Genomic DNA, 12,164 nt, shown 5'->3' on the forward strand with positions numbered 1-12,164 from the left:
CCCAGGGAATGTGTGCGGTGCGAACGCGGCCAGCCTGTCGCGCCGCTGGGCCGGGCTGATCGGACCGCCTGTCGGAGTCGCGGGGTGAACGCCCGACCGGCCGGTCGTGGTCCCGGGGTGAGGGGCGGGGTGAGCGGGGCGAGACCGGGGTGAAAGCGCTTGAGCGGCCGGGGTCTGAGGTGGCATGTTCGCCGCCGATGCGCCTCACCCCGTCCGATCAGGAGAAGCTGCTGCTCAGCGTCGCGGGCATGGTCGCCCGAGAGCGCCGCGGGCGTGGCGTCCGGCTCAACCACCCTGAGTCCGTCGCGCTGCTGGCGTGCTGGGTCCTGGAGCGGGCCCGCGACGGCGACGCGACGGTCGAGGAGCTGATGAGCGCCGGACGGGCGGTGCTCGGGCGTGAAGAGGTCATGGACGGCGTGCCCGAGCTGTTGGACGAGGTCCAGGTCGAGGCGACGTTCCCGGACGGGCGCAAGCTCGTGACGCTCCACCACCCGATCCCGTGATGATCCCCGGAGAGATCGTCACGGGAGAGGGGGCGGTGGAGCTCGCGCCCGGCCGGGAGCGCCGTGTCGTCGAGGTGCTCAACACCGGCGACCGACCCATTCAAGTTGGGTCGCACTTCCACTTCGCCGATGTGAACGCCGCGCTGGCGTTCGACCGCGCGGCGGCGGAGGGCTTCCGGCTGGACGTGCTGGCCGGGACGTCGGTGCGCTTTGAGCCGGGTGCGGCGCGGGCGGTCGAGTTGGTGGCCTTGGCGGGCGCGCGGCGCGTGCCGGGGTTGCAGGTGCGGGCGTGAGCTCTGTCGATCGACGGCGCTACGCCGAGCTGCTCGGGCCGACGGTCGGCGACCGCGTGCGCCTGGCCGACACGGACCTCTGGATCGAGGTCGAGCAAGATCATTGCGTTGGCGGCGACGAGGCGGTCTTCGGCGGCGGCAAGACGATCCGCGAGTCGATGTTGCAGGGGCTGGCGACGCGCGCGGCGGGCGCGCCGGACCTCGTGATCACCAACGTGGTGGTGTTGGACCACTGGGGCGTCGTCAAGTGCGATGTCGGCGTGCGCGACGGGCGGATCGTCGCGCTGGGCAAGGCGGGCAACCCGGACGTCATGGACGGCGTGCACCCGGCGCTGGTGATCGGGCCGGGGACCGACGTGGTCGCCGGCGAGGGCCGGATCCTGACCGCGGGCGCGATCGACTGCCACGTCCACTTCATCACCCCCACCTTGGTCGACGAGGCGCTGGCGTCGGGTGTGACGACGATGGTCGGCGGCGGGACCGGGCCGACCGAGGGCACGCGCGCGACGACCTGCACGACGCCCGCCGGGCTGACGCTGATGCACCGCGCGCTGGACGGCGCGCCGATCAACATCCTGCTGTTGGGCCGCGGCAACACCGTATCGGAGGCGTCGCTGGACGAACAGGTCCTGGCGGGTGCGGCGGGCTTCAAGCTGCACGAGGACTGGGGCTCGACGCCCGCGGCGATCGACGCCTGCCTGCGCGGCGCCGAGCGCTGGGGCGTCCAGGCGGCGATCCACACCGACACGCTGAACGAGGCCGGCTACCTGGAGTCGACGCTGGGCGCGATCGCCGGGCGGTCGATTCACGCCTACCACACCGAAGGTGCGGGCGGTGGCCATGCGCCCGACATCATCGCCATCGCGAGCGAGTCCTACGTGTTGCCCTCGTCGACCAACCCGACGCGGCCGCACACGATCAACACGCTGGCCGAGCACCAAGACATGTTGATCGTCTGCCATCACCTCAACCCGAAGGTGCCGGAGGACCTGGCGTTCGCCGAGTCGCGGATCCGCGCGTCGACGATGGCGGCCGAGGATGTCCTCCATGATCTCGGTGCGATCTCGATGATCGGCTCCGATTCGCAGGCGATGGGGCGGATCGGCGAGACGATCATCCGGGCGTGGCAGACCGCGCACGTGATGAAGGCCAAGCGGGGCGCGCTGGCGGGCGATGGTCCTGCCGACAACGCCCGCGCGAAGCGCTACGTGAGCAAGTACACCATCTGCCCGGCGGTGGCCCACGGGATCGCGGCCGACGTCGGCTCCGTGGAGGTCGGCAAGCTCGCTGACCTCGTGCTCTGGGACCCCGCGTTCTTCGGGATCCGGCCGCGGATGGTGATCAAGGGCGGCGCGCTGGCGTGGGCGCCGATCGGCGACGCCAACGCCTCGATCCCGACGCCGCAGCCGGTTTTTGGGCGGCCGATGTTCGCGGCGGCTCCGAGCGCCGCGCCGTCCTACTCGATCTCCTGGGTCGCCCCGGCGGCGCTGGAGGACGGCGTCGAAGAGCGGCTGGAGCTGCGGCGGCGGCTGGTCGGCGTCGCCGACACGCGCGGGGTCGGCAAGGCCGACATGATCAACAACGACGCGACGCCCGACATCGCGGTCGACCCGGAGACCTTCGTGGTCACGGTTGACGGCGAGGCGATCGCGCCCGACCCGGTGTCCGAGCTGCCGCTCGCGCAGCGGTACTCGTTCTTCTAGATGATGATGTTGGCCCTGCTGCTCGCCGACGGCCGCACACCCACCGGGGGCTTCGCGCACTCGGGTGGCCTGGAGGCCGCCGCTTTGCCGCCACGCGACGTGCCGGCGTTCATGGACGCCCGGTTGCGCACGGTCGGGCTGCTCGACGCGGCGGTTGCCGCGCGGGTGTGCGGTGGCGCGGATCCTTTGGCGCTCGACGCCGCATGGGCGGCGCGCACGCCCGCGCCCGCGTGGCGCGACGCCGCACGACGCCAAGGCCGCGCGCTGCTGCGTCTGGGCGCGCGGCTGTGGCCCGACGCGGTGCAGACCTACGCGGCGGCCTCGGCGCTCACGCCGCGCTGCGTCGTGCTCGGGTTGACGGCGCGGGCGGCGGGAATGACGCCGCGCGCCGTGGCCGAGTTGTCGCTCTACGACGATGCCGCGGCGGTCGCCGCCGCGGCCCCCAAGCTCGGCGCGGTCGACGCGCTCGAGGCGGCGGCCTGGCTGGCGGGGATGGCACCGCTGGTCGAGACCCTGGCTGAGCGGGCGGCGCGCGACGGCGCGCTGCCCGCGCTCGCCACCCCGCTGCTCGACCTCCGCGCGGAGGAACACCACGGCAACTCGAGGAGGCTCTTTGTCAGTTGAGCGAGCACTACGGGTCGGCATCGCCGGCCCGGTCGGCACCGGCAAGTCGTCGTTGGCCGCCGCGCTCTGCGGCGCGCTGGCGGGCGACATCGAGATCGGCGTCGTCACCAACGACATCTACACCGACGAGGACGCGCGCTTCCTGCGCTCGACCGGCGTCCTGCCCGCGGAGCGGATCGTGGCCGTGCAGACCGGCTGCTGCCCGCACACCGCGATCCGCGACGACGTCTCGGAGAACCTGCTGGCGGTCGAGACGCTGGAGGCGGAGGTCGGCCCGTTAGACGTGGTCTTGATCGAGTCCGGCGGTGACAACCTCACCGCGACGTTCTCACCCGCCTTGGCCGACACGCAGGTGTTCGTCCTGGACTGCGCGGGTGGCGACGACGTGCCGCGCAAGGGCGGGCCGGGCGTCGAGCGGGCCGATCTACTGGTCATCAACAAGGTCGACCTCGCGCCGCTAGTCGGCGCGGACGTCGAGTTGATGGTGTCGGATGCGCGCGAGCGCCGCGGCGACCGGCCGCTGCTGGCGGTCTCGGTCCGCGATCCGGCCAGCGTCGAGGCGATCGCCGGCTGGGTGCGCGAGGAGCTCGCGCGTCACCGGGCCGGGACGCTCGTGCCCGCCGATCCGGGACCGATGGCGCCCCATGGGCATGGGCACGGGCACGACCACGCGCATTGAGATCGGCTGCGACGCCGGTCCGGACGGGCGGACGCGGGTCGTGCGGCTCTCGGCGTCCGGCCTGCTCCGCGCGCGCGTCCTGCCTGCGGGCGCGGGCGGCGTCGCCCGTGTGGCGCTCGTCCAGACCGCGGCGTCGCTGCTGTCCGGCGACCGCGTCGCGCTCGCGGTGACGGCAGGCGCGGGCTGCCGGCTGGAGCTCGTCGAGGTCGCGGGCATGATCGCCCACGACGTGCGCGGCGGCGATGGCGCGGCGCTCGACGTCTCCGTCACGCTCGCGGAGGGCGCGCGCGTGGCGTGGCTCGGCCAGCCGCTGACGCTCTGCGCGGGGTGCGACCTCCAGCGCACCACGCGCGCCGCGCTGGCCGACGACGCCGCGCTGCTGTGGCGCGACACGCTCGTCCTCGGGCGCGTGGGGGAGACCGCGGGCCGGCTCGCGTCGTCGACCGACATCCAGCACAACGGTGTCGAGCTGCACGTCGAGCAGCTCGACACCGGGGACCTTGCGTTGTTGTCGTCCTGCGTCGTGGCGGGCGCGGGGGTGCGGGCGCTCGACACGCTGGCGCTCTACGGCCAGCGGGCTGACGACGACCAAGCGCTACAACTCGCGCGCGCGGGCACGCTGCTCGCGCTGCCCGCCGCCTCCCTGACCACCACCGCCGCACGCCTCGACCCGCTCCAGCGCCGCTGGAGTGAGATCCTGTTCCCCACCCACGCCCATGATGAGCTTCCACTGGCTGTATGACCCCGTCGAGACGCTCGACGCCTGGCTGGCCTCCGGCCTCTCTGGCGCCGGCCTGCTCGTCGTCCTCGCGCTCGCCGCGCTGCTCGGCCTGCGCCACGCGACCGACCCCGACCACCTCGTCGCGGTCACCGCGCTGGTCGGCGGCGAGCGCGACGCCGGTCCGCGCGACGCCGCCCGTCTCGGCGCGTCCTGGGGGATCGGCCACGCCGCGGTCCTGCTCGCCGTGGGGATCCCGCTGCTGCTCGCCGACGCCGCGCTGCCCGCGTGGCTGGAGTCCGCGGCCGAGCGCGTCATCGGCATCGCCATCATCTTGCTCGCGTTGCGCATGCTCTGGCGTTGGCAGCACCGCCCCGCGACCGGCGCACACACGACCCGCTCGGCCCACCAGTCTGCGCTGATCGGCGCCCTTCACGGCCTCGGCGGCACCGGCGCGATCGTCCTCTTGCTCGCCACCAAGCTGCCCTCGACCACCGACGCCATCCTCGCCCTGGCGATCTTCGCGCCGACCTCGATCCTCTCGATGACGGTCTGCACCGCGGTCTACGGCCGCGTCCTCACGCACCGCCACACCCAGCGCGCGATCCCGGCGCTGGCGGTCTTCTCGCTCGCCTTCGGCGCGTGGTACGCGACCTAGCCGCGCTGTGTCGCGCAGTTGACACAACGGGCGTCGAGGATCGAACAGACCCGGCGCCCCGGCGGCGAGAGAGTTGCTCCAACGAAACGGAGGAGGGCAAGGGGCCCTCCGCCACAGAGCCAAGGAGCAGATCTCATGAGCACCATCGCCACCCGCATCGCCGCCGCTTCGGTCGCGTCCTCCATCGCCGTCATGGGCTTCGGCGCCGCCGCCGGCCAGGCCGCTTCTTTCGACGGCAAGAGCCTGAAGGCCGGCAGCGTCACCGCCGGCAAGGTCCGCAAGGACACGCTCACCGGCGTCCAGATCCGCGAGTCGACGCTGGGCCTGGTCCCGATCGCCAACCTCGCGAACCTCGCCAAGCTGGCCGACAACGCCAAGACGGCGCAGGAGGCGGTCCACGCGGCCAACGCCGACCACGCCAAGACGGCGGACTCGGCGAAGTCGGCCGACACGGCCAAGAGCGCCGACACGGCCAAGAGCGCGGACAAGGCGAAGGAGGCCGACCACGCGACGACGGCCGACACGGCCAAGGACTCCGACAAGCTCGACGGCCGCGACTCGACCGAGTTCCAGTCCAACAGCGCGCGCGTGGTCATGACCTCCGCCGCGAACGTTCCCGACGGCTCGGGCTCCTCGCACTCGGTGTCGTGCGCCCCGACCGAGAGGGCGACGGGCGGTGGCGGCGGCTGGTTCATCCCCGGCACCGAGTCGGCGACGTCCCTGGACGCGCAGCTGGCCAGCTCCTACCCGCTGGTCTCCTCCGAGGGCGTCGTGACCGGCTGGCGGGTCACGGGCCGCAACGCCACCGGCAGTCCGCGCGACCTGCGCACCTTCGTCATCTGCGTGCCCAAGAGCGTCTAGCGCTCCCACGGCACCCCAAGCCCCGTCCGGTGCGACGGTCCGCCACGGCTCCCTGCACGGACGCAGGGGACGGCGAACCGTTGGTGGGGATCACACCGGACGGTAGACGGCCACCGCCTCGCGGCGGCCCTTGAGTTCGACCTCGCCGCCGGGACGGAACCCGGCGGCGTCGGTCGTTGCGAGCAGGTTGTAGGTCGTGCTCGCCACCAGCAGGCCCTGGCCTTGGGCCTGAAGCCGGGCCGCGACGTTGGTGGCGTCGCCGACCGCGGCGTACTCGATCCGGTGCTCGGAGCCGACCGCCCCGGACATCACGGGCCCCGAGTTGACGCCGATGCCAGCGTCCAGCGCCTGCGCCCCTGGCACTGCCGTTGTCAACCACGTGTTGAACTCCGGGAGCGCGTTGTTAAGGATCTCGCGTGCGGCGGCTACGGCGCGAGACGCGTGGTCAGGTTGCTCGAGCGGCGCGCCGAAGACGGCCATCACACCGTCGCCCTGGAAGGAGACGACGGTGCCACCGTGGTCGAAGATCGCGCCCGAGACGCCGTCGAGGTAGCGGTTGAGGACCGCGATGACCTGCTCGGCGTCGAGCGTCTCGGCCAGCGTCGTGAAGCCGCGCAGGTCGCAGAAGAGCACGGTCGCCTCGACGCGGCGGCCCTCCAGGCGCAGCTCACCACCTTCGCGGCGCAGGATCTCGTCGACGACGGCGGGGGCGACGAAGCGCTCGAAGGCCAGGCGCGTGCGGGCGCGGCCGCGGGACTCCGACACGTAGGTGATGCCGACGGCGCCGGCGGTGCCGAGGGCGAGCGCGAGCAGCGCGGGGGTGAGGGGCAGGATCTCGCCCGCCGCGACAAAGGCCAGCAGCGCGAGCGCGGCGAGGAGGACGGCACCGGCCGCGCCCGCCGCCAGCGCGCGCCACACCGCGCGGTCGCGCCGACCGGGCAGCGTCGCCAGCGGCGCCGCGAGCGCGGCGAGCAAGGCAAGGACCATGCCTACGATCAGCGGCGCCTTGCGCAGCGGGTAGTCGTCCATGATGGTCTGGATCGCGGCCGCGTGGCCCCAGACGCCCGGGATCGTCCCGACCGGCGTGGCGTGGTCGTCGCGCAGGGAGGTCGCGGTCGCGCCGACGGCGACGACCTTGCCGCGCACGGCGTCTGGATCGAGGTCGTCTTCGACGACGCTCGCGAACGGGACCTCGGTCATCTGGCGGGTGAAGTCGATCGGGCGGGTCGGGGCGTTGGCGTTGCCGCCCGCACCGAGGACCGCGAGCGTCGGGTCGGCGCCGTCGCGTGCGGCGAGGTCGCGCCAGACGCCGTCGCCGTCGACCGGGAACGTGGCGAAGCCGACCTGCACGTCGTCGCTCGCGCCGGGGAGGATCGCGGGCGCGCCGTCGGCATCACGCTCGGTGGTGCCGAGGACGACGCGTGGGTCGGCGGCGGCGTCGAGAAGCTTCGCGTCGCCCGCGGCGTCGTCGGACTTCTCGGTGAACTGCACGTCGTAGACGACGCGCCGCGCGCCCGCGGCGAGCAGCGTCTCGATCGCCTGGGCGTGCAGCGCGCGCGGCAGCGGCCACTGCTGGTCGAGCCGCTCGAAGCTGTCGTCGTCGATCCCAACGACCACCACATCGGGTGGCGGCCCGGGCGCGTCGAGCGACTCGCGCAGCGCGAAGCGCTCGTCGACGGTGGCGTCCTCGGCGCGGTCGAGGATCCCGGTCGCGGCGACGCCACCGGTCACCGCGCAGGCGGCCACGGCGACGATCAGCGCGCGGCGGACGCGGTCCATGGCGCGGAAGTGTCGCCGATTCGACAGACGGCGTGTCGAGGGCGCGCGCGACGTGTGCCGCCCGCTGCGCGATGATCGCGCCATGCGCACCCGGGTCCTGGTCATCGGCTTGCTGGTCGCGGCGGTCTTCGCGGCCGCCGCGAGCGCGGCGCAGCGCCTCGACACGGTCGCGGGATCCGGCGCCGGCGGCTACGCCGGCGACGGTGGCGCGGCGACCGCCGCGCTGCTCACGGCGCCGTCGGACGTCTCGGTTGTGCCAGGTGGCGGCGGGGCGTACCTGATCGCCGACACGTCCAACCACCGGATCCGGCGGGTGGCGGCGGACGGGACGATCACGACGGTCGCGGGGGCGGGGCCGATCACGGGGCAGGGCGGCGGGTTCGCGGGCAACGGGGTGCCTGCGACCGACCCGACCGTGCGCCTGAACTTCCCGCGCAGCGTCTCGGCGACGGCCGACGGCGGCTTCCTGTTCGCCGACACCTCCAACAACGTCATCCGGCGCGTGTCGGCGGCGGGGATCATCACGACGGCCGCCGGGATCGGCTTGCAGGCAGGCACGTCGGGCGACGGCGGCCCGGCGACCAACGCCTTGTTGAACGCTCCGCAGGGCGTGGCGGCGACGGCGGACGGCGGCTTCCTGATCGCCGACACGGGGAACAACCGCGTGCGTCGCGTGGACGCCGCGGGCGGGATCAGCGCCAGCGCGTCGCTGCCGTCCAACCCCGCGGGCTTCAGCGGCGACGGCAGCTCGGCGCTGGGCGCGCGGCTCACCGCGCCCTCGAAGGTCGCGGCGCTGCCGGGCGGCGGCTACCTGATCGCCGACACGGGGAACAACCGGATCCGGCGGGTGAGCGCGGGCGGCGTGATCGACACGGTCGCCGGCAGCGCGACGGTGGGCTTCGCAGGCGACGGTGGGCCGGCCACCGCGGCTGGGCTCGCCGCTCCGGAGGGCGTGGCGCCGACCGCGGCGGGCGGGATCCTGATCGCGGACACGGGCGACGAGCGCGTGCGCGCGGTGGCGCCGGACGGGACGATCTCGACGCTGGCCGGAACGGGCGTGTTGGGGTTGAGCGGCGACGGCGGCGAGCCGGCGGCGGGGCAGGTCTCGCACCCGCGGGCTGCGGTCGAGAACGGCAGCGGCGGGGTGCTGATCGCTGACGCGTTCAACCATCGGATCCGGGCGGTGACGGAGGTCGCGGTGCCGGCCGATCCGCCGCGGACCACGCCGCCCGCCGAGACCCCGCCGGTGGTGGGCTCGACGCCGCCGCCCGGCGTCTCGCCGCCGGTGCTCGGGCGCACCGCGGTCGCGCGGGTGACGTCGGGGACGATCCGAATCCGGCGCCCAGGGACGTCGAAGTTCGTGCTGTTGGGAGACGCCGAGTCGATCGCGATGGGGACGGAGGTCGACGCGCGTGAGGGGACCGTTGCGCTCTTCTTCGTCACGCGCGAGGACGGCAAGACCGCGTCGGCGTCGATCGGCGAAGGGCGCGTGCTGGTGACGCAGCCGCGGGAGCTCGACGGCACGCAGCGGCCGGGGCGGCTGACGCTGTCTGGCCCGCTGGTGGGCTGTCGCGCGGTGCGCCGTGCGGTGAGCGATGGGCCGCCGCCCGGGCGCCGCGTGCGGGTGCGGGCGAAGGGGCGGATCAAGACGCAGGGGCGCTACGGGTCGGCGATCGTGCGCGGGACGCGGTGGATCATGGTCGACCGCTGCGCGAGCGATGCGCATCCGGGGACGCTGACGGCGGTGCAGGAGGGTGTGGTGGCGGTGCGGGACTTCGGGCTGCGCAAGACGGTGCGGGTGCGGGCGGGGCAGCGGTACCTGGCCAAGCCGCCGGCGTCGGCGCGCCGCCGGTAGCGAGGCCTACGTGAACAGCCCGTGCGCGCGGCGGCGCAGCGCGTCGGGGTCGATGATGGTGGTCTTGCCGCGCCCGAGCTGGACGGCGCCAAGGCCTTGTTCATCTCGGAGGACCTTGTTGACGGTCGCGCGCGACGTCCCAGCCATGGAGGCCAGCTCGTCTTGGGTCAGCGGGATCGTCGCGTTGCGCTCGACGTTCCCGAACGCGGCGGCGGCGTCGAGCAGGCGGCGCCGGACGCGTGTCTCGGCCGGGACGTAGAGCGCGTCGACGAGCTGCTCGGAGAGGCGCCGCACGCGGGTCGCGAGCAGCTCGATGAGCAGGTCGTTGGTCTGCGGGCGCTCCTTGCGCAGGCGCGCGAAGTCGTGCTGGTGGACGCTGAGCGTCTCACCGCGTTCGAGGGCCGCGACCGTCGCGCTGCGCGGCGCGCCCGGCGTGAGCAGCGCCAGCTCGCCGAACGCGTCGCCGGGGCCGACGACGTTGAGCGTCGCGACGTCCCCGAACTCCGTCGTGATCCGCACGGCGAACCGCCCGGAGCGTACGAGGTGGATGGTGTCGGCCGGATCGCCCGCGTGGAAGACGACCTCGCCCGCGGTGAACGTGCGCCGCCGTCCGCTCTGGAGGAGGCGCGCGACCTCCTCCGGGTCGGCGTCGGCGAGGAGCGCGAAGCCGCCGCTGCCCGGCGCGCCGCTCACAACCCCGCCGCGACCGCGCGCAGGCGCGTCGCCGCGTCCTCGCGCAGCACCGGCCCGTGCCCGAAGCCGACGGTCCGGGGCTCCAACGCCGCGATCTTCTTGATCGACTCGCGGTTGATCGCCGGGTTCATCGTGAACGGCTTCGGCGGCTCGCGCAGCCCGGCCGCCGTCGTGATCAAGTGCATGTTGAACAGCACATCCCCGGCGATGAGCAGGCGATCGCTCTCCCGCCAGAACGCGACATGGCCGTTCGAGTGCCCCGGCACGTCCAGCACCACGAACCCGGGACCGACGGTGTCGCCTTCGTGCAGCTCCTTGAGCACCGGTGCCTTCTCGAAGCTCCCGTACCAGCGCCCGACGCCCTTCAGCGGCCCCGGCGTCTGCGGCGGCGGGGCGGGCTTGCCGCTGCGCACGTCGTCGGCGTCGACCGCGCCGACCGCGACCCCTTCGAGCCCGAGCTCCCGGCACACCTTCGCCGACCCACCAGCGTGGTCCAGGTGCGCGTGCGTCAGCGCGTGCTCCTTGACGCCCAGCTTCCGCGCCGCCTTGACCGCACCGCCCGACTGGAACTTGTACCCCGAGTCGATCAGCACCTCTCCCAACACATAGGCGTTGACCGCATCCCGCGGCCCCAGCGGGACATGCCAGACATCATCGGCGAGCTGTTGCATTGCGCGCCATTCCACTCGGTCGGTGAGCGGGCGTCAACCGGTGACGGGCGGTGCTGGGCGGGGGAGGAGCGTGGCCGAGCCGTCCACCTCCCCGGAGACCGCCCAGCGAACCCACGAGCCGTCCCGCGCGATCCCGACCTGGTCATAGATCGTCGCGACGCCGGACGCGTGGGTGCCGGCGGCGTCGTCGACCCACACGGCGACGGTCTTGGTGAGGTACTCGGGTGGGTGGCCGCCGCTGGTGTAGGTGGGAACGGTCCAGGCGACCGACCCGTGCTCGTCGACGACGATCGCGTCGACGGCCCCGTCCCAGGCGACTGTGCGCCACTCGTTCGTGAGCAGGTTGACGACCCAGATCTGCCTCGCGCTCGCGACGGCGACCCAAGGACCTGTCACGGCGGGCGTCCCTGCAGGCAGCGTCACCGAGCTGCCGGTCGCGCGCCAGCAGAAGCGCACCGTCTGGTGGGTGGAGAGAATGGCGTCGACGGTCGTCGTGCTGCCCGGGCCGGCCCATCCGCGGCAGGCGGTCCGTGTCGGCGCCGATGCGCGGTCGGCGGAGCCGTGCCTCCAGCCCAGCGTGCGGCCGCTGAAGCGCATCCGGGTCAGGTTGAAGCCCTCGTCGACGAGCCGCGGGCCATCTCCCGGTCGCCACAGCCACAGCCGCTGTCCGGCCCGCGTGATGTCCCGCCAGGCGAGCGAGCCGTCGTCGCCCATCCGCAGCGCGACGTCGAGCGCGTCCGGTGCTGCGTCTCGCGCGATCCGGCGGCCGCGACGGACCGCGTCGTCGCTGACGACGGTGTAGGAGGTCTCCTCGGTGCCGGCGTCGACGTAGCCGACGTGCGTGCCGCGCAGGAGCACCGACCGGAGCTCACGGTCCTCGTCGCCCGTCGTCAGAAGGCGGCGGGCACCGGTGCGCCGGGAGCAGCCCCAGAGCTGGTAACCCGAGTACCAGAACGGCCGGGCCTTGAGCACCACCGCCTGCGCCGAGCGCGCGACGACCTTCTGTCGCTTGCCGGGCGAGCACTTCACCGCGGCCGTCGCCGGGGCCGCCGAGAGGGCGAGGGCGAGCACCGCGACCACGGCGGGGCCGAGCGCTGCGTTGCGAATGGACATGCCGATGAGGACGG

General features: G+C 73.8%; 13 protein-coding genes. 9 read left to right on the forward strand and 4 right to left on the reverse strand.

What is annotated here, in order from left to right; all coding sequences use genetic code 11:
* The first annotated feature begins 197 nt into the window (after positions 1-197).
* From ACT01A_RS25415 to ACT01A_RS25450, 8 genes are all read left to right on the forward strand, one after another.
* Positions 198-503 carry an urease subunit gamma gene (locus ACT01A_RS25415; RefSeq protein ID WP_445149910.1) on the forward strand — a complete coding sequence of 102 codons (306 nt, stop codon included), beginning with the start codon at positions 198-200 and terminating at the stop codon, positions 501-503.
* The gene (locus ACT01A_RS25420) at positions 503-796 is read left to right on the forward strand and encodes an urease subunit beta (RefSeq protein WP_445149911.1); all 294 of its coding nucleotides are present in this window, start codon (positions 503-505) and stop codon (positions 794-796) included. The genes ACT01A_RS25415 and ACT01A_RS25420 overlap by 1 nt, the downstream gene beginning before the upstream one ends.
* Positions 793-2,499 (forward strand): urease subunit alpha, encoded by a 1,707-nt coding sequence (locus ACT01A_RS25425; RefSeq protein ID WP_445149912.1) that lies wholly within the window; start codon positions 793-795, stop codon positions 2,497-2,499. The genes ACT01A_RS25420 and ACT01A_RS25425 overlap by 4 nt, the downstream gene beginning before the upstream one ends.
* Positions 2,500-3,123, forward strand: a complete 624-nt coding sequence (locus ACT01A_RS25430; protein ID WP_445149913.1) for an urease accessory protein UreF — start codon at positions 2,500-2,502, stop codon at positions 3,121-3,123.
* Positions 3,113-3,802, forward strand: coding sequence for an urease accessory protein UreG (gene ureG / locus ACT01A_RS25435; RefSeq protein WP_445149914.1), 690 nt, complete (start codon positions 3,113-3,115; stop codon positions 3,800-3,802). The genes ACT01A_RS25430 and ureG overlap by 11 nt, the downstream gene beginning before the upstream one ends.
* On the forward strand, positions 3,768-4,544 hold the full coding sequence (locus tag ACT01A_RS25440; RefSeq protein WP_445149915.1) for an urease accessory protein UreD: 777 nt from the start codon (positions 3,768-3,770) through the stop codon (positions 4,542-4,544). Before ureG ends, ACT01A_RS25440 begins: the two co-directional genes overlap by 35 nt.
* Entirely contained in the window at positions 4,519-5,178 is a 660-nt protein-coding gene (locus ACT01A_RS25445; RefSeq protein WP_445149916.1) for a hypothetical protein, read from the forward strand. The genes ACT01A_RS25440 and ACT01A_RS25445 overlap by 26 nt, the downstream gene beginning before the upstream one ends.
* Positions 5,179-5,313: 135 nt before the next feature.
* Positions 5,314-6,039 carry a hypothetical protein gene (locus tag ACT01A_RS25450; protein ID WP_445149917.1) on the forward strand — a complete coding sequence of 242 codons (726 nt, stop codon included), beginning with the start codon at positions 5,314-5,316 and terminating at the stop codon, positions 6,037-6,039.
* Positions 6,040-6,129: 90 nt separating this feature from the next.
* On the opposite strand, the gene ACT01A_RS25455 is transcribed toward ACT01A_RS25450, so the two are convergent.
* Positions 6,130-7,818, reverse strand: a complete 1,689-nt coding sequence (locus tag ACT01A_RS25455) for a CHASE2 domain-containing protein (RefSeq protein ID WP_445149918.1) — start codon at positions 7,816-7,818, stop codon at positions 6,130-6,132.
* Between the two features lie 82 nt (positions 7,819-7,900).
* On the opposite strand from ACT01A_RS25455, the gene ACT01A_RS25460 reads away from it, so the two are divergent.
* Complete coding sequence (locus ACT01A_RS25460) at positions 7,901-9,673, forward strand: hypothetical protein (RefSeq protein WP_445149919.1); 1,773 nt, start codon at positions 7,901-7,903, stop codon at positions 9,671-9,673.
* Positions 9,674-9,679: 6 nt separating this feature from the next.
* On the opposite strand, the gene ACT01A_RS25465 is transcribed toward ACT01A_RS25460, so the two are convergent.
* From ACT01A_RS25465 to ACT01A_RS25475, 3 genes are read right to left on the reverse strand one after another with little or no spacing between them, the layout of a single operon-like run.
* Positions 9,680-10,366, reverse strand: a complete 687-nt coding sequence (locus ACT01A_RS25465) for a Crp/Fnr family transcriptional regulator (protein ID WP_445149920.1) — start codon at positions 10,364-10,366, stop codon at positions 9,680-9,682.
* Positions 10,363-11,037 (reverse strand): MBL fold metallo-hydrolase, encoded by a 675-nt coding sequence (locus ACT01A_RS25470; RefSeq protein ID WP_445149921.1) that lies wholly within the window; start codon positions 11,035-11,037, stop codon positions 10,363-10,365. The genes ACT01A_RS25465 and ACT01A_RS25470 overlap by 4 nt, the downstream gene beginning before the upstream one ends.
* A 33-nt stretch (positions 11,038-11,070) precedes the next feature.
* Positions 11,071-12,150, reverse strand: coding sequence for a hypothetical protein (locus ACT01A_RS25475; RefSeq protein ID WP_445149922.1), 1,080 nt, complete (start codon positions 12,148-12,150; stop codon positions 11,071-11,073).
* Positions 12,151-12,164 lie beyond the last annotated feature (14 nt).

Source organism: Baekduia sp. Peel2402 (assembly GCF_052567285.1).